The organism is Leifsonia sp. Ger2509, from assembly GCF_055231915.1.
Genome location: NZ_JBUYVB010000003.1, coordinates 1,388,384 through 1,404,384, shown reverse-complemented (window position 1 = coordinate 1,404,384; position 16,001 = coordinate 1,388,384). Strand labels below are relative to the sequence as shown.

15 protein-coding genes and 1 tRNA gene are annotated in these 16,001 nt (G+C 67.8%); 10 read left to right on the top strand and 6 right to left on the bottom strand.

Translation table 11 applies throughout. The features are described from left to right. Positions 1 to 16 precede the first annotated feature (16 nt). Positions 17 to 1,231 (top strand): ATP-binding protein, encoded by a 1,215-nt coding sequence (locus tag ACV7NN_RS06920; protein WP_463348836.1) that lies wholly within the window; start codon positions 17 to 19, stop codon positions 1,229 to 1,231. Further along, entirely contained in the window at positions 1,228 to 1,965 is a 738-nt protein-coding gene (locus ACV7NN_RS06915; RefSeq protein WP_463348835.1) for a LuxR C-terminal-related transcriptional regulator, read from the top strand. The genes ACV7NN_RS06920 and ACV7NN_RS06915 overlap by 4 nt, the downstream gene beginning before the upstream one ends. A 65-nt stretch (positions 1,966 to 2,030) precedes the next feature. On the opposite strand, the gene ACV7NN_RS06910 is transcribed toward ACV7NN_RS06915, so the two are convergent. Then, entirely contained in the window at positions 2,031 to 2,972 is a 942-nt protein-coding gene (locus tag ACV7NN_RS06910; RefSeq protein WP_463348834.1) for an endonuclease domain-containing protein, read from the bottom strand. A gap of 104 nt (positions 2,973 to 3,076) precedes the next feature. Then, positions 3,077 to 4,276, bottom strand: coding sequence for a pyridoxal phosphate-dependent aminotransferase (locus ACV7NN_RS06905; RefSeq protein WP_463348833.1), 1,200 nt, complete (start codon positions 4,274 to 4,276; stop codon positions 3,077 to 3,079). A 217-nt stretch (positions 4,277 to 4,493) separates the two neighbouring features. Here ACV7NN_RS06905 and ACV7NN_RS06900 point away from each other — a divergent pair. The 8 genes from ACV7NN_RS06900 to ACV7NN_RS06865 all read left to right on the top strand — a co-directional run bounded on the left by ACV7NN_RS06900 (position 4,494) and on the right by ACV7NN_RS06865 (position 11,121). Then, positions 4,494 to 4,566: transfer RNA gene (locus ACV7NN_RS06900), tRNA-Trp, on the top strand. A gap of 42 nt (positions 4,567 to 4,608) precedes the next feature. After that, the gene (gene secE, locus ACV7NN_RS06895; protein ID WP_463348832.1) at positions 4,609 to 4,881 is read left to right on the top strand and encodes a preprotein translocase subunit SecE; all 273 of its coding nucleotides are present in this window, start codon (positions 4,609 to 4,611) and stop codon (positions 4,879 to 4,881) included. Positions 4,882 to 4,981: 100 nt separating this feature from the next. Continuing rightward, on the top strand, positions 4,982 to 5,905 hold the full coding sequence (gene nusG / locus ACV7NN_RS06890; RefSeq protein WP_463348831.1) for a transcription termination/antitermination protein NusG: 924 nt from the start codon (positions 4,982 to 4,984) through the stop codon (positions 5,903 to 5,905). Between the two features lie 97 nt (positions 5,906 to 6,002). Then, positions 6,003 to 6,434 (top strand): 50S ribosomal protein L11, encoded by a 432-nt coding sequence (gene rplK, locus ACV7NN_RS06885; protein ID WP_345763597.1) that lies wholly within the window; start codon positions 6,003 to 6,005, stop codon positions 6,432 to 6,434. Between the two features lie 113 nt (positions 6,435 to 6,547). Continuing rightward, positions 6,548 to 7,237: a 50S ribosomal protein L1 gene (gene rplA / locus ACV7NN_RS06880; RefSeq protein WP_463348830.1), complete on the top strand. Its 690-nt coding sequence runs from the start codon at positions 6,548 to 6,550 to the stop codon at positions 7,235 to 7,237. 195 nt (positions 7,238 to 7,432) lie between these two features. After that, the gene (locus ACV7NN_RS06875; RefSeq protein ID WP_463348829.1) at positions 7,433 to 9,448 is read left to right on the top strand and encodes a S53 family peptidase; all 2,016 of its coding nucleotides are present in this window, start codon (positions 7,433 to 7,435) and stop codon (positions 9,446 to 9,448) included. Between the two features lie 111 nt (positions 9,449 to 9,559). Then, positions 9,560 to 10,186, top strand: a complete 627-nt coding sequence (locus ACV7NN_RS06870; RefSeq protein ID WP_463348828.1) for a MerR family transcriptional regulator — start codon at positions 9,560 to 9,562, stop codon at positions 10,184 to 10,186. Beyond that, the gene (locus ACV7NN_RS06865; RefSeq protein WP_463348827.1) at positions 10,183 to 11,121 is read left to right on the top strand and encodes a hypothetical protein; all 939 of its coding nucleotides are present in this window, start codon (positions 10,183 to 10,185) and stop codon (positions 11,119 to 11,121) included. Before ACV7NN_RS06870 ends, ACV7NN_RS06865 begins: the two co-directional genes overlap by 4 nt. Positions 11,122 to 11,218: 97 nt before the next feature. On the opposite strand, the gene ACV7NN_RS06860 is transcribed toward ACV7NN_RS06865, so the two are convergent. From ACV7NN_RS06860 to ACV7NN_RS06845, 4 genes are all read right to left on the bottom strand, one after another. Further along, positions 11,219 to 12,715, bottom strand: coding sequence for an APC family permease (locus tag ACV7NN_RS06860; RefSeq protein ID WP_463348826.1), 1,497 nt, complete (start codon positions 12,713 to 12,715; stop codon positions 11,219 to 11,221). A gap of 277 nt (positions 12,716 to 12,992) precedes the next feature. Further along, entirely contained in the window at positions 12,993 to 14,357 is a 1,365-nt protein-coding gene (locus tag ACV7NN_RS06855; RefSeq protein ID WP_463348825.1) for an NAD-dependent succinate-semialdehyde dehydrogenase, read from the bottom strand. An 89-nt stretch (positions 14,358 to 14,446) separates the two neighbouring features. Then, the gene (locus tag ACV7NN_RS06850) at positions 14,447 to 15,196 is read right to left on the bottom strand and encodes a cache domain-containing protein (RefSeq protein WP_463348824.1); all 750 of its coding nucleotides are present in this window, start codon (positions 15,194 to 15,196) and stop codon (positions 14,447 to 14,449) included. Continuing rightward, positions 15,189 to 15,962, bottom strand: a complete 774-nt coding sequence (locus tag ACV7NN_RS06845; protein WP_463348823.1) for a FadR/GntR family transcriptional regulator — start codon at positions 15,960 to 15,962, stop codon at positions 15,189 to 15,191. The genes ACV7NN_RS06850 and ACV7NN_RS06845 overlap by 8 nt, the downstream gene beginning before the upstream one ends. Positions 15,963 to 16,001 lie beyond the last annotated feature (39 nt).

Here is a 16,001-nt window from a genome sequence, read left to right as displayed (position 1 = left end):
CTGCTTGGATTCTGACGTGACCCAGACATCCGGCCGAAGCGCGTCCGCGCGTGGAGCGCGCCCGCCGGCACGCCCGCTTGCGCGCCCGCGCGACTGCGTGCTCGGCGGTGTGTCGGTCGCGCTCGCGGACCACCTCGGCTGGTCGGTGGCGGTCGTCCGCTGGAGCTTCGTCGCGCTCGCCTTCGTGGGAGGCGCGGGCATCCTGCTCTATCTGTGGCTCTGGGCGCTCACCCCGCTGCGGGAACCGGACCCTGCTACGCCCGACGCCACGACCATCCACCGGATGGTCCCGGTGGCGTGGCTGCTCGTGGTCCTTGCTGCGGTGAGCGGGATCGTGGGCGTCTCGGCTGCGGCACTGGGCGGGTCCGGGCAGGGCCTCGTCGTGTCCGTGTTCGTCATGGTCGCGCTCGTCGTCGCCGGAGTGGCGTGGGACCAGTTCGCCGACGGCAGCGATGTCGCGCCGGCGCAGGCCTCGTCGACCGTGCTGCGGGTGACCGCCGGAGCCTTCCTCCTCGCGATGGGCGCCGTGCTCACGGCGGGCGCCGGCAGGACGGACTCCGGATGGGTGTGGCTGCTGGTCATCGTGACCGTGTTCGCCGGGGCCGCCGTGCTGCTCGGGCCGTGGGCGATCCGGCTCTGGCGGGAGCTCATCGCCGAACGCACCGCCCGCGTGCGCGAGGAGCAGCGGGCGGAGATCGCCGCCCACCTGCACGACTCGGTGCTGCAGACCCTTGCGCTCATCCAGAACAGGGCCGGCGCATCCAGCGAGGTCGCACGCATCGCCCGCGCGCAGGAGCGCGAGTTGCGCGACTGGCTTTATGCCGGCGCGGAGACGCCGAAGCGCGACCTGGCCACCGAGATCCGCGAGTTCGCTGCGGCACTGGAGCTCGACCATCCGGTGCGCATCGACGTGGTCGCCGTCGGCGAGCCGGTCGACTCCGTCACCCCGGAGCTGGCGGCCGCCGCGCGCGAGGCGATGCTGAACGCGGCGCGCCACGCAGGCGGCGAGGTCTCGGTATACGTGGAGAACACGGCGGGCGGCGTGGATGTTTTCATCCGCGACCGAGGTCCAGGGTTCGAGCTGGCGGCGGTTCCCGAGGACCGGCTCGGCGTGCGGGAATCGATCATCGGACGGATGCGGCGCGCCGGCGGCCAGGCGACAGTCTCGAATGGCGCGGGCGGAACGGGAACCGAAGTGCACCTGCACCTGGACCACGGGAGTGAGACATGAGCGAGACGGACACGCCGGGCGGAGCGCCGGAGCAGCACGCGGTGGCGGCGGAGCCCGCAGAGCCCGCGGAGGCCACCGCGCAGCGCCCGATCACGGTCGCGATCGTCGACGACCACTCGATCTTCCGCTCCGGCCTGCGTGCGGACCTCGATCACCGACTCATCGTTGTCGCGGAGGCAGCCGACGTGGATGCGGCGGTCGCCGCGATCGCCGCCGCGCGTCCGGCCGTGGTCCTGCTCGACGTGCACCTGCCGGGCGGAGCGGGCGGCGGAGGTGCCGAGGTGGTCCGGCGCACGATCGGGGATTTCCCGGAGACGCGGTTCCTCGCGCTGAGCGTGTCGGACGCGGCCGAGGATGTGGTCGGTGTCATCCGCGCGGGCGCCCGCGGCTACCTGACGAAGGGCAGCTCAGGGGATGAGGTCAGTCGCGCCGTTGTGGCCGTCGCCTCCGGGGATGCCGTCTTCTCGCCCCGCCTCGCAGGTTTCGTGCTGGACGCGTTCGGCGCCGCCGCCGGCGAGCAGGCGGAGGCGGTGGATGAGCTGGACCGGCTCTCGGCGCGGGAACGCGAGGTCATGCGGCTGATCGCGCGCGGTTACGCGTACAAAGAGGTCGCAGCGGAGCTGTTCATCTCCGTCAAGACGGTCGAGACGCACGTCTCCGCCGTCCTGCGCAAGCTGCAGCTGTCGTCGCGCCACGAGCTGACCGCCTGGGCCCTCGAGCGCAAGCTCCTCTGATCCAGCCGACCCACCCTGGCATCGAGTCGGCGCTAACCGACCGAAGGAACACGTATATAGGGCAGTTAGCCCCGACTCGACGCGAGGATCGCGCGGATGCGGGCGATCAGGGCAGGTGCGTTGCGCACGTCGTCAGGACCGATTTGGACGATCGTCCAGCCGTCGGCCTGGAGCTGGATCGTGCGCGTGAGGTCACGACGGTACTGCTGCCGCTCCCTGTGGTGGTCCCCCTGGTATTCGAGCAGGGTTCGATCCTCGACGAAGGCGAGGTCCGCGCGAAAGGTGTACCCGGACGAGGTCCTGATCGTATGATTCACGCTCGGTGAGAGGTGCGCGCGGGCGAGAATCAGCCTCAGGCGCGACTCCTGTGGCGACTCCGACCGATCGTGGATCAGCGTAATCGCCTCGCGGAGGCGAACGCGCCCGCGCGAACCGGCGTAATCTCGGGTGGCGGCGGCCAGTTCGTCGATCGAGAGGGTCCCGCGTCGCCAATGCACGAGGTGATCTCCTGCCGCTACGAGATCGTCGAGAGCGAGCATCGCGCCCAGCTCACACCAGGTGCGCGATGGCACGCTGACGGGGATGCCGTCGATGCAGGTCACATCCCGTTCCGTCGCCCGGACGGAGTGGGCGACGATCCCGGCGACGCGCGGAGCACGCATCGGATGCGGCACCGAGAGGTGCAGGCTGTCGTCGTCCTCCGACTTCCGGGGCACGGGGATGCCGTGGAGCAGCGCAGCCGTAACGCAGCTGAAGAAGCCGCCGAGCGGCATCCGGAACATGTAGGCGCGGCACCTCGTCTCGACAGTGTCCGGCGACGCGGCGAGAACGCGGACGCCGCGGAACGGACGGCGCAGGTCGCGGCCCCGAAGACGCCGTTCAGTCAGCCCCTCGTCAAGGGCCGCACGGAGAGCGAATGGTTCACTCATCAGGTCGTCGGGGAGGGGGATGCGGCGGGGCACGCTTCCACCCTGCCGCACCGCCACGCGCATCCCATCGTTCTCCACAGCCCCCTCCGTCACCGTTCCGATCGAGTCGGCGCTAACCGACCGAAAAGCCGCGTGGATAGGGCAGTTAGCGACGACTCGACGGAGGCGGGCCGTCGGGCGCGCTACGCGAAGAGGCGCTGCAGGCGCCGCACGCCCTCGAGGAGCTCGTCGTCGCCGAGCGCGTATGACAGGCGCAGATAGCCCGACGGCCCGAACGCCTCGCCGGGCACTGTCGCGACCTCCGCCTGCTCGAGGATGAAGTCCGCCAGTTCGAGAGAGGTGGTCGGCGTGACGCCGCCCCAGCTCCGCCCGAGCAGGCCCGTCACGTCGGGGTAGACGTAGAAAGCACCCAGCGGCGTCGGCGTGCGCACCCCGTCGATCGCGTTGAGCTCGGCGACGATCGTCTTGCGGCGACGATCGAACGCCTGGCGCATCTGCTCCTCGGCCTCCTGGGGGCCGGTCAGCGCCTCGAGGGCTGCGCGCTGCGAGATGTTCGACACGTTCGACGAGAGGTGTGACTGCAGGTTGGCCGCCGCGGCGATGACGTCGGCTGGGCCGACCATCCATCCCACGCGCCAGCCGGTCATCGCGTACGTCTTCGCGACGCCGTTGACGAGGATGGTGCGGTCGGCGAGGGCGGGAACCGCCTCGACGATCGAGACCGCTTTCACGCCGTCGTAAGTGAGGTTCTGGTAGATCTCGTCGCTGATCACCCACAGACCGTGCTCGTCGGCCCACTCGCCGATCGCTTTCGTCTGCTCCGGGCTGTAGACCGAGCCGGTCGGGTTCGACGGCGAGTCGAAGAGCAGCACTTTCGTGCGGTCCGTGCGCGCCGCCTCGAGCTGGTCGACCGTGACCAGGTAGTCCTGGTCTGCGCCGGCGAAGACGTCGACCTGGGTGCCCCCTGCCAGCTTGATCGCTTCGGGATACGTGGTCCAGTACGGGGTCGGGACGAGCACTTCGTCGCCCGGGTCGAGAAGCGTCGCGAACGCCTGGTAGACGGCCTGTTTGCCTCCGTTGGTCACCACGACCTGCGAGGGCGCCGCCTCGAGTCCGGAGTCGCGCAGCGTCTTCGCCGCGATGGCTTCGCGGAGTTCGGGAAGCCCTGCGGCGGGGGTGTAGCGGTAGTTGCGGGGATCGCGCACGGCCGCCAGCGCCGCCTCGACGATGTTGTCTGGCGTGACGAAGTCGGGCTCGCCTGCTGCGTAGCTGATGACGGGTCGGCCCTGCGCTTTCAGCGCTTTGGCCTTGGCGTCGACCTTCAGGGTGGCGGACTCCGCGATGGAGCCGATCCTCTTCGAAATTCGTGCTGATCCGGTCACCGTTCCAGCATAGGCTTGAGGGTGGATGCGCGCCCGCGGCCCCCGACTTTACAGTGCCGCACCCGTCACCTACACTTGTTCGAGGTAGTTGAAATCTGCCATGCTTTTTTGCGCCCTTTTTTGGCAGAGCAACGCGTTGCTCCGTAAGAAACCTCGGAGCTTCTTCGAGTAGCCTGATGCCTGAGACGAGCGTGAGAGTGTGTCGCGTTTCATCCCTAGGGCGGTGGCTCAATTGGTAGAGCAGCGGTCTCCAAAACCGCAGGTTGCAGGTTCGAGTCCTGTCCGCCCTGCAAGTCGGCATCTACATGTCGGCCCACGAAAGGTGTAACGAGGTGGCCCGAAAAGTTATCGACGAGCCGAGCGAGGAAATCGTCGCAAACGCGAAAAAGGATCGCGCTGAGAAGCGTGGACCCTTCGCGCGGATCGCCCTGTTCATCCGCCAGGTGATCCTGGAGCTGAGGAAGGTCGTCACGCCCACGCGCCGGGAGCTGCTCAGCTACACGGGCGTGGTCCTGGTGTTCGTGGTCATCATGATGGCGCTGGTATCGCTGCTCGACTGGATCTTCGGGCTCGGTGTCGTGTGGGTGTTCGGTAACCCGAAGTAGCCGTCATGCGCCGGCCGGAGCTTCCGGCGGCGGAGGTAGATGCACCAGGCCGGATGCACGAGGGGCTGCATCGGCAAACAAGAGAAATGGAATGAATTCAGTGTCTGAGACAAATCGCGACGACGTGGACTGGGCGACGGCAGCCGAGCAGTCCTCCGAAGACGATGAGGCGCAGACCGGCAACGTTCTGGCCTCGCAAGAGGACTCGGTCGACGCGGCCGAGCACGAGGCGCTCCACATCGTGGCCGAGGACGGCACCGAGATCGACCTCGACGCAGTGCTCGACGCCATGGCGGAAGCCGTCGACCCCGAGGCCGACCGCGTCGTCGACGAAGCGCTCGAAGTCGACTCCGCCGAGGAGGCGGAGGCCGCTGTCGAGGCGGTCGAAGACGAAGAGGCCAGCCCGGTCGACCCCTACGAAGAGTTCCGTGCCGAACTGCGCAGCAAGCCCGGCAAGTGGTATGTCATCCACTCCTACGCGGGCTTCGAGCGCCGCGTGAAGTCGAACATCGAGAACCGCATGGTCTCGATGTCGATGGAGGACTTCATCTTCCAGGTCGAGGTTCCGATGGAAGACGTCGTCGAGATCAAGAACGGCCAGCGCAAGATGGTCAACCGTGTGCGCATCCCCGGCTACGTGCTGGTGCGGATGGACCTCAATGAGGACAGCTGGTCGGTCATCCGTCACACTCCGGGTGTGACCGGCTTCGTCGGCAACTCGCACAACCCCACGCCGCTGCGCTTCGAAGAGGCGTTCTCGATGCTGAAGAGCCTGGTGCAGATCCAGGAGGCTCCGGCTGCGAAGGGCGGCGCGAAGGGCGGCAAGACCGCGGCGCGCGTCATCCCGGCCGAGGTCGACTTCGAGATCGGCGAGACGATCACCATCAAGGAGGGCTCGTTCGCAGGCCTTCCCGGTTCGATCAGCGAGATCAAGCCGGAGAGCGGCAAGCTCACCGTGCTCGTGTCGCTGTTCGAGCGCGAGACCCCGGTCGAGCTCAGCTTCGACCAGGTCACCAAGCTCTGACGATTTTCAGTTCACCGGGTCTCGGAAAGGCCGAGAAACCGGGAGAGCGGACCGGGTTCGCCCGTGAAGCTCGAATACCCACAAAGAAGGAAGAAACATGGCACCGAAGAAGAAGGTCACTGGTCTGATTAAGCTTCAGATCAATGCCGGCGCCGCCAACCCTGCACCGCCTATCGGTCCGGCGCTCGGTCAGCACGGCGTGAACATCATGGAGTTCTGCAAGGCGTACAACGCGGCCACCGAGTCGCAGCGCGGCAACGTCATCCCGGTCGAGATCACCGTTTACGAGGACCGCTCGTTCACGTTCATCCTGAAGACCCCGCCGGCGGCGGAGCTCATCAAGAAGGCCGCAGGAGTCGCCAAGGGTTCCGGCACGCCGCACACTGTCAAGGTCGCGAAGCTGAGCCAGGAGCAGGTCCGCTCCATCGCCGAGCAGAAGATGGTCGACCTCAACGCGAACGACCTCGACGCTGCGTCGAAGATCATCGCAGGCACCGCCCGCTCCATGGGCATCACGGTCGAGGGCTGAGCGTCCCAGCACACGCTGGCGCCCCTGCGGGGCGACGCTTCCCTCCCACCAGGTAACACGTGGCAGAGCCAGCCAGGCTCATCCAGACCACAATCTCGAATCAGGAGAAACACATGGCACAGAAGTCAAAGGCCTACCGGGCCGCGGCCGAGAAGATCGAGCCCGGAAAGTACTACACCCCCAGCGAAGCCGTCGCCCTCGCGCGCGAGACCGGCTCCGCGAAGTTCAACTCGACCGTCGAGGTCGCCCTCAAGCTCGGTGTCGACCCGCGCAAGGCGGACCAGATGGTCCGCGGTACCGTCATTCTTCCTCACGGTACCGGCAAGACCGCGCGCGTCATCGTGTTCGCGACCGGCCCCGCGGCCGAAGCGGCCATCGCTGCTGGCGCTGACGAGGTCGGCGGCGCCGAGCTCATCGAGAAGGTCGCCGGCGGCTACACCGCTTTCGACTCTGCCGTCTCGACCCCGGAGCTCATGGGCCAGGTCGGTCGTCTCGGTAAGGTGCTCGGTCCCCGCGGCCTGATGCCGAACCCGAAGACCGGCACGGTCACGCCCGACGTTGCGAAGGCCGTCTCCGACATCAAGGGCGGAAAGATCGAGTTCCGCGTCGACAAGCACTCCAACGTGCACTTCGTCGTCGGCAAGGCGGGCTTCACCGCTGAGCAGCTCAACGACAACATCAGCACCGCTCTCGAAGAGGTCGTTCGCCTGAAGCCGTCCGCTTCGAAGGGCCGTTACATCCAGAAGGGTGCCGTGTCGACCACGTTCGGCCCTGGCATCCCGCTGGACGTCAACGCGATCTAGTAGCACCCTCATCGAAAGGCCCGCTCCCCTCGGGGGCGGGCCTTTTCGCATCCCAAAATGCATGCATTCCTTTCGGTCGTGCAGAAATTTCGGCAGACCTGTCTACCCCATCTTGTGGCTAGAACGGATGCGGGATACTGTCGCGATCAGGTGCGCGTCGCGCACCTTCTCACTGCCGAGTTAAGGACGACATTCATGACATCTCGCGTCATACGTCGCGCCCTCCACAAGAGGACCGTCGCAATCCTGGCAACCGCGGCCGCAGTGGTCGCACTATCGATGACCGGAGTGGGAGGCGCAGTGGCCGCCGACCGGGTCAGCTACTCGGGGTCCGTCCCCAAATGGGCCACCCCGGCCAATGACGCAGGTGCAGCACCGGCAGCGGAGAGCTTCGAAGGGGAGATCTTCCTGCCTCTTCGTGACGAGGCCGGCGCCGTGGCGCTCGCCAAAGCCGTCTCTTCTCCGCTCAATGCGGGCTTCCGCAAGGGGCTGACCCCGTCGGCGTGGATCGCTCGGTTCTCTCCGACCAGGACCGACTTCAAAGCGATGGTCGACTTCCTGAAGAGCAAGGGTCTGACGATCTTCGCCACCCCGGCGAACCGCGAGTTCGTCGTCTTCCGTGGCACCGCCGCGCAACTGGGCGCGGCCTTCTCGACCGAACTGCGCACGTACAGTGTCGAGAAGCACCGGCTGGTGGCTCCGTCGCACGCGCCTTCGCTACCGGCGTCGCTGGCTCCGAAGGTCTCCGGCATCAGCCTCGATCAGTCCCGCCTGCTCACCAGGCCCGACCTGGCGACTCCGGATGGCGCTGCCGGGTCGAGCGCACCGAGCATCACGAGCAAGGCCGCGGCTACGCCCATCGTGCAGGCGCAGTGCTCGAACTACGCCGGTGAGCACACCGCGACCGTTCCGCCCGCGTACGGAGGGCAGACCCAGTACGGCACGTACATCTGCGGTTACACCCCCTCGCAGCTGCGGTCGGCGTACGGCCTCGACAAGCTGAACAAGGCCGGAGTGAACGGCAGGGGCCAGACGATCGCGATCATCGACGCCTACGCGTCGCCGACGATCCTGGACGATGCGAACACGTACGCGACCTCGCTGGGTGAGCCCACGCTGACTTCGGGCCAGTACCGGCAGATCGTCCCCACCCCGAGCCAGTTCGTCGACCAGGCCGCCTGCCAGCAGCCGAGTGGGTGGCAGACGGAGCAGACGCTCGACGTCGAGTCCTCCCACGCGATCGCGCCGGGGGCGAACATCCTCTACGTCGGTGGCTTCAACTGCGGTGGCGGACTGGATATCGCGATGTCGACCATCCTGGACAACAAGCTCTCGAACATCGTGAGCAACAGCTACGGCAACGCTGGAGAAGCGGTTCCGACCAACACGCTCCAGGGTCAGAACAACCTCTACATCCAGGCTGCGGGCGAAGGCATCGGGCTCTACTTCTCGAGTGGCGACAACGGTGACGAGGCGGCGCGCCTCGGCTACGCATCGCCGGACTTCGCGGCGTCGTCCCCGTGGGTGACCGCGGTCGGCGGGACGAGCCTCGGCATCGACCAGAGCGGCAGGATCGCGTACGAGACCGGATGGGGGAGCACCCGCGACTACATCATCCGCGACGCGTCGGGCACGCCCGTCTACAGCACGCCGCTTCCCGGGACTCCCTTCGAGAACTTCGGCGGATTCGCCGGGGGCGCGGGCGGAGGCACGAGCGCAGTGTTCGCCCAGCCGGACTACCAGCGGGGCATCGTCCCCACTTCCCTGGCGCACGGGTTCCGCGTCTCGCCGGATGTCGCGGCGATCGCCGACCCGTACACGGGGTTCCTGATCGGCTACAGCCCGATCGTCGACGACTCGACGCTCGCCACGGGCCAGTTCGGGAATGCGACCTACGGCGGCACGTCGCTCGCGACACCCGTCGTCGCCGCGCAGATCGCGATCGTGCAGCAGGCGACGCACAGGACGATCGGATTCGCGAACCCGACGCTGTACGGCCTGGACCGCATCCTGCCGAACAGCTTCCGTGACGTCGTGCCGCAGACGCCGACCCGCGCGCTCGAGTTCACCAGCCCGTCGAGCGGGAACAGCTATCTGGTGACCCTCGACGCCGACACGTCGCTGAAGACCGCGAAGGGCTATGACGATGTGACCGGTCTTGGTGGGGTGACGTTCACTCTGCTCACACTGCTGGCCTCCGGGCGGCATTAGCAGCCGCCGGCCAGCAGCAAGCCGGAGGGGCGGTCGCGTTTCGGGGCGCGGCCGCCCCTTCTTTCGGAATTGCACTGGTAGTGCCGCTACCGGTAGTGCTACTATCACTGCATGCTCATCACGGAACTCGCCGAAATCTCCGGCACGCCGGCGGCGACGATCAAGTATTACGTCCGTGAGGGCCTGCTGCCGGCGGGGGCGCGCGTCGGCGGCAACCGCACAGAGTACGCCGACTCCCACGCGCACCGGCTGCGGCTCATCCGCGCGATGCTCGAGGTCGGAAAGCTCTCGATCGGCGCAATCTCGAGCGTGCTCACGGCGCTCGACGATCCGGATGCTCCGATCGCCCACACCTTCGACATCGCCCAGCGTGCGCTGTCCCGCGACACCGTCTCGGGTATCTCGCAGGGCTCGGCCGCAGCCCTTGCCCGCGTGGACGGCGTCATCGATCGCGCCGGCTGGGGTGACTGCGGGGACAATCCTGGGCGCGAGATCGCGGCCCGCGTGGTCGACGCGTTCGACCGGGCCGGCTATCCACTACCCGATTCGTACCTCGATGCGTACGCGGCGGCGGCCCAGCATGTGGCCGAGGCCGACCTCGGCGCGGTCGCCCGACTGGCCGACCCGACGGACATGGCAGAGCTCATGGTCGTCGGCACGGTGCTCGGCGACACCCTCGCAGCGGGCCTCCGCCGCATCGCGCAGGCCTACGTCACGACAGAAAGGCGCATCTCATGAAAGCCGTCTTCGCCTGGCACCGTCCCTTGATGACGGTCGCCGCACTCATGGTGGTCTGCGCCGCCGTGTGCCTCGTCGGACTGGCCGTCGACCATCGGGTCGTGACCGGTGTCGACACCTGGCTGAAGCCCCTCAAGTTCTCGATCTCGATCTTCCTGTACAGCGTCACCTGGGCGTGGCTGATCGCGCACTTGCCCCGCTGGCGCCGGTTCGCGCACACCGTCGGCACCGTCATCGCGGTCGCTCTGATCGTCGAGCAGGTCGCCATCGTCGGCGCCGCGGCCGCGGGGACCACGAGCCACTTCAACGTCAGCACCCCGTTCGCGACGACCGTCTGGGCGATCATGGCGATCTCGATCACCACGCTCTACGCGTGCACGTTCCTCACGACGATCGCCGTGTTCTTCCTCCGCCTGCCGACCGCTTCAACCACCTTCGCCGTGCGGGCGGGCGCCGTCATCGCGCTCATCGGCATGGGGCTCGCCTACCTGATGACGAGCCCGACCTCCCAGCAGCTCTCGGACTTCCAGGGGATCGCCGGCGCGCACACGGTGGGGCTGGCGGATGGGGGACCCGGCCTTCCGCTCCTCGGCTGGAGCACGGTCGGGGGCGATCTGCGCATCCCGCACTTCGTCGGCATGCACGCGCTGCAACTGCTGCCGCTCTTCGCGATCCTCCTGGGCTGGCTCGGTCGGCGCTGGAGCCTGCTCGCTGACGACCGGATCCGGCTGCGCCTCGTGGTCGTCGCCGCGTTCGTCTACGTCGCGGTCCTTGCGCTGGTGACCTTCCAGGCGCTCGCCGGGGAGTCGATCGTGCACCCGGCCGGGGTGTTCCTCGTCGGTGGCTGGGTCATCGCGGCGGCGGCCGTCATGCTCGGTGGTGCTGCGCTGGTCGTGCATCCCCGGCCACGCGCATCCCTTCCCGGCACCGCGTAGGGCGGTTTACGGCGAGTGTCGCCGGTCCCGCCGAGGATCGCCGGTGCGGCGGATCATCTCGACGGGAACGGCGACACTCGGTCGCACGGGTTCGCTGCTAGCGGCGCGCCCGCAGCAGCTCGGCGACCCGGATGGCGTCACCCTCGGGCGCGTTCGACTTGCGGTCGGGCCGCGCAATGAACAGGTAGAGCAGTCCGGTGCCGGCGACGATGGCGAGGCCGATCAGGACGATCCAGTCGTTGACGAACACCCCGCTGTGGCCGGGCCACGCCAGCAGGACCATCGCGAAGATCCCGTAGGCGAGAGCGACCACGTTGATGACGTAGCCGGCCTTGCCCAGGTTGAACGGGCCAGCGGGCTTCCATCCCTTGATCCGCTGCCGCAGGGAGGCGAGCACCACCGACTGGAACGCGACGTAGATGCCGAGCACAGCGAACGACGTGATCTGGGTGAGCAGCTCGTCGGGTCCGAGATAGATGATCACGCAGATCAGCAGCGGGATCACGCACGCGACGATCAGTGCGTTGGTCGGGACCTTGCTGCGCGGCGACACCTTGGCGAGCCAGGTGTGCCCCGGGATCATCCCGTCGCGGGCGAACGAGAACAGCAGGCGGCTCGCCGCGGCCTGCAGGCTCAGCACGCACGAGAGGAACGCGGTGAGCGCGACGACGAGGAAGATCTTCGCGCCGACGTCGCCCAGGGCCGACTGCAGGATGTTCGGGATCGGGTCCGCGTCCTTGCCGTCGACGATCGCCTGCAGGTCGGGCGCCGCCATGACGTAGCCGCCGAACGCGAACAGGGCTGAGACGCCGCCGACGACGATCGTCATCATCATCGCGCGGGGGATGCGGCGGGCCGGGTTCTCGACCTCTTCGGCGACGTCGCCACAGGCCTCGAAGCCGTAGAAGAGGAACAGGCCCGCGAGTGCTGCGCCGAGGAAGGCCGTGATGTACGGACCGTTGCCCTGCACGCCCATCGTGTCGAAGAAGACGCTGAACGACTGGTGACGCTGGAAGATCAGCAGGTACAGGCCGACGGCGATGACGCCGATCAGCTCGGCGGCGAGGCCGATGCGCGCGACCCGACCCAGGGTCTTCGTGCCCGAGAAGTTGAAGGCGAGCGCGACCACCAGGAACAGCGTGGTGAGCCCCAGGGTCACCTCCTTGGTGACCGGGATGTCGAAGAGGCTGGCGAGGAAGCCGCTGCCGAACTCGGCGACCGCGGTGATCGTGACGATCATCGCCCAGATGTAGATCCAGGCGGCCATCCACGCATACCGGCGACCCCAGAGTCGCCTCGTCCACGGGTAGATGCCGCCGTGGATCGGATACTGCGAGACCACCTCGCCGAACACCAGCGAGACCAGCAGTTGGCCGGCGCCGACGATGAAGATCCAGAAGATCGAGGGCGGGCCGCCGGTGCTGACTGCGAGCGCGAAGAGCGAGTACACGCCGACGAGCGGCGAGAGATACGTGAAACCGAGGGCGAAATTCGCCCACAGCGACATCGATCGGTTGAAGGAATCCTCGTACCCCAGGACCGCCAGATGCTCGCCGTCGGCGAGGTGGTCGGAGGTGGACGGATTTGCTGACATTCGTTGCCTTCCGGGTCATACCAGAGGGCCGTGTGCGGTCACCGTTGACCGCGGGCACCTCGTCGTGTGTGCCCAATATAGTGGGAACCGCGCACTAAAACCTATAAAACAGGATGTTTAGTTGGTCTCGGCGTGTCAGCGGTCCCATCCGCGGTCCCTCCGCGGCGTTGAGACCGGGAAAAGTCCGCCGGAACGAACGATTCCAGCGGACTTTTCCCGGACTCAACGGGTGGGACTCAACGGGTGGGACTCGACGGGTGGGACTGCGCGAGGGCGCTCAGCCGATGCGGATCATCTTCTTGTTGACGAACTCGTCGGCGCCGAACCGGCCGAGCTCGCGTCCGGAGCCCGACCGCTTGATGCCGCCGAACGGCAGCTCGGCGCCGTCGGCGAGCACGACGTTGACGAACACCATGCCGGCCTCGATCTGGTCGGCGACCCGCAGGGCCTGCTGCTCGTCGGTCGTGAAGAGGTACGAGCCGAGGCCGAACGGGGTGTTGTTGGCGATGCGCACGGCGTCCGCCTCGTCTTTCGCGCGGAAGACCTGCGCGACCGGACCGAAGAACTCCTCCTGGGAGGCCGGGTTCTCCGGGGTCACGTCGGTGAGCACCGTGGTCTCGAAGAACGCCCCGTTGCGACCGCCGCCGCGCACCAGGGTCGCGCCGTTCTCGACCGCGCGCTTGACCTGCTCGTCGAGGCCCTCCGCCGCCTTGAGCGACGAGAGCGGGCCGAGCGCCGAGTCGTCGCTGGTCGGGTCGGAGGCCTCCACCTCGGCGAGCTTGGCGGTGAACTTCGCCAGGAACGAGTCGTACAGCTCGTCGGCGACGACGAACCGCTTGGCCGCGTTGCACGACTGGCCGCTGTTGTCGAGACGCGCGTCGACCGCGTTCTGCACGGTCGCATCCAGATCGTCGGTCGACAGCAGGATGAACGGGTCCGAGCCGCCGAGCTCGAGCACGACCTTCTTGAGGTTGCGGCCGGCGATCTCGGCGACCGCAGCGCCTGCCCGCTCGGAGCCGGTGAGCGAGACGCCCTGAACGCGCGGGTCGGCGATGACCTTCTCGATCTGGTCGTGGGACGCGTAGATGTTGACGTAGGCGCCCTCGGGGAAGCCCGCGTCGAGGAACATCCGCTCGATCGCCGCTGCCGACTCCGGGCACTGCTCGGCGTGCTTGAGAAGGATCGTGTTTCCGATGATCAGGTTGGGTCCGGCGAAGCGGGCGACCTGGTAGTAGGGGAAGTTCCACGGCATGATGCCGAGCAGCACACCCAGCGAACTCCGACGGATGAGCGCCGAGCCCTCGCCGGCCAGCAGCGTGATCGGCTCGTCTTTGAGCAGATCCCCCGCGTTGTCGGCGTAGTAGCCGTAGATGTCGCCAGCGAAGTCGACCTCGCCGAGCGCCTGCTCGATCGGCTTACCCATCTCGCGCACGATGATCTCGGCGAGCTCCTGGCGCCGCTCGACGTGGAGTTCGCCCACGCGGCGGATGAGGGCGGCGCGCTCGGCGACCGTGGTGGAGCGCGACCAGGTGCGGTGTGCTTCGTCGGCGCGGCCGATCGCAGCATCGAGCTCGGCGTCCGTGATGGTCGGGTAGGTCTTCACCGTCTCACCGGTGGCAGGGTTGATGACTGCGTAGCTCATGTGAGTCTCCTTTTCAGGTGCACGCGCGCCCTCAGGGTCTGCCGCGATGCACACTCTCGTGTCTCAAACATATAACAACGGATGATTGTTCACGAGGCGTCGGTTTCGACGGCCAGTGCGAACGGGGTGCCCGCGCACGCGAGCAGTTCGTAGCCGCTCGCGCCGGATGCGGGCGGCCGTGCGGGAAGCAGCGTTCCGACGGCGAGCGTCGGGTCGGTCGAGACCATCACCCGGCCCTGCTCATTCACCAGCGTGACCGGCTGCCCGATCGCCAGCAGTGTCGGAAGCAGTTCCCGCTCGAGCCGCTTCACATAGATGTCCGCGCCCACCACGCCGATCATCGTGCCGTCGATCTCCGCCGGCATCGTCAGCGTGACGATGTAGTCGCAGGTGCAGAGGTGATCGACGTACGGCCCGGTGATGTGCGTCTGGTGCGTGGTCTCGGGGATGCTGTACCACTCGAGCGATCGGAAGTCGCGCAGGTAGTCGGCATAGCCCCGCGTCGAGAGGTCGAGCTTCGTCGGGCCGTCGGTCGTGCCCAGGAGAGGGTTGTCCTCGAGCGGTCCGAGCCACCAGGCGAAATGCACGTCGCGGCCGCGGACGTAGGCGGGAGCCGCGATGAACCCGGCGCCGATGAGCACCGCGTCGTCGGCGGTGAGCGACGGGAGCACGAGCGCCGACGCGAGCTCGTCGAGCTTCGACGGCGTGGTCTCGGCGGGACCGCGGGCGATCTGCTCGCGCCACTGGGCGAGCTGGTCGAAGACGCCGTCGAACAGCGAACTGACGAGTCCGGCGCCGTCGTCGACGCTCGGGTGTCCTGTCGTCGCCTGCCTAGCCATCGAGCGCTCCGCCCTTCTCGAGTCCGGCCCGAGCGGCCAGGAGCCATTCAGCGATCGACCGGATGAGGGCGGTCACCTGGGCACGGGCCGCTTCGCCGTCGCGGGAGGCGATGGCGTCGGCGATGGCGCGGGTCGCGGCCGACGTGCGGTCGCGCATCCCGGAGTCGGACATCCCGAGCCAGAGGACCGGACCGAATTCGGCCTGGAGCCGGATCTGTTCGCGCACGAGACGCGTTGACTGGCTGAGGACGGCGAGTTCGAGGAAGAATCCTCCCGCGTTGCGCCGGGCTTCTGCCGGCGTGCTGAAGTCGGCGGCGTCGAGCCAGTTGCGCAGCCGTTCGTCGTCGGCCGGCGCCGAGCGTTCCGCGGCGCGATCGGCGCAGGCCGCGGCGATGGCCGTGATGTAGACGGCGAGGTCGGAGAGCTCGACCTGCGAGAGGCCGCGCAACCGTGCGCGGACCAGCGCGGCGTGCGGGGCAGGCGATTCGATGACGAAGCTCCCGCCGTCGCGGCCCCGCCGCGTTTCGACGAGGCCGGCCTCGCGGAGGATGCCAAGCCCCTCGCGCGCGGTCACGAGCGCGACCCCGAACCGTCGGGCGAGTTCTGCCTCGCTCGGTAGGCGCTCGCCGGCCACGAGCACGCCGAGTACGATCGCATCCGTCAACCGCTGGGCGACCTGTTCTGCGCGCCCCGCTCCCGCGAGCTGCGCGAAGACCGCGTCACGCGCACCTGGCGCGGAGCGGGTCGGCCCGACGAGACTGGTCATGGGTGCACCATGGAATCACACTATCCGCACGAGGGGCTG

Excerpts from the sequence above, each read along its gene's own strand:
- ACV7NN_RS06915 (WP_463348835.1), top strand. The coding sequence starts at position 1,228 with ATGAGCGAGACGGACACGCCGGGCGGAGCGCCGGAGCAGCACGCGGTG.
- rplK (WP_345763597.1), top strand. The coding sequence starts at position 6,003 with ATGGCACCGAAGAAGAAGGTCACTGGTCTGATTAAGCTTCAGATCAAT.
- rplA (WP_463348830.1), top strand. The coding sequence starts at position 6,548 with ATGGCACAGAAGTCAAAGGCCTACCGGGCCGCGGCCGAGAAGATCGAG.
- ACV7NN_RS06875 (WP_463348829.1), top strand. The coding sequence starts at position 7,433 with ATGACATCTCGCGTCATACGTCGCGCCCTCCACAAGAGGACCGTCGCA.
- ACV7NN_RS06870 (WP_463348828.1), top strand. The coding sequence starts at position 9,560 with ATGCTCATCACGGAACTCGCCGAAATCTCCGGCACGCCGGCGGCGACG.
- ACV7NN_RS06865 (WP_463348827.1), top strand. The coding sequence starts at position 10,183 with ATGAAAGCCGTCTTCGCCTGGCACCGTCCCTTGATGACGGTCGCCGCA.
- ACV7NN_RS06860 (WP_463348826.1), bottom strand. The coding sequence starts at position 12,715 with ATGTCAGCAAATCCGTCCACCTCCGACCACCTCGCCGACGGCGAGCAT.
- ACV7NN_RS06855 (WP_463348825.1), bottom strand. The coding sequence starts at position 14,357 with ATGAGCTACGCAGTCATCAACCCTGCCACCGGTGAGACGGTGAAGACC.
- ACV7NN_RS06850 (WP_463348824.1), bottom strand. The coding sequence starts at position 15,196 with ATGGCTAGGCAGGCGACGACAGGACACCCGAGCGTCGACGACGGCGCC.
- ACV7NN_RS06845 (WP_463348823.1), bottom strand. The coding sequence starts at position 15,962 with ATGACCAGTCTCGTCGGGCCGACCCGCTCCGCGCCAGGTGCGCGTGAC.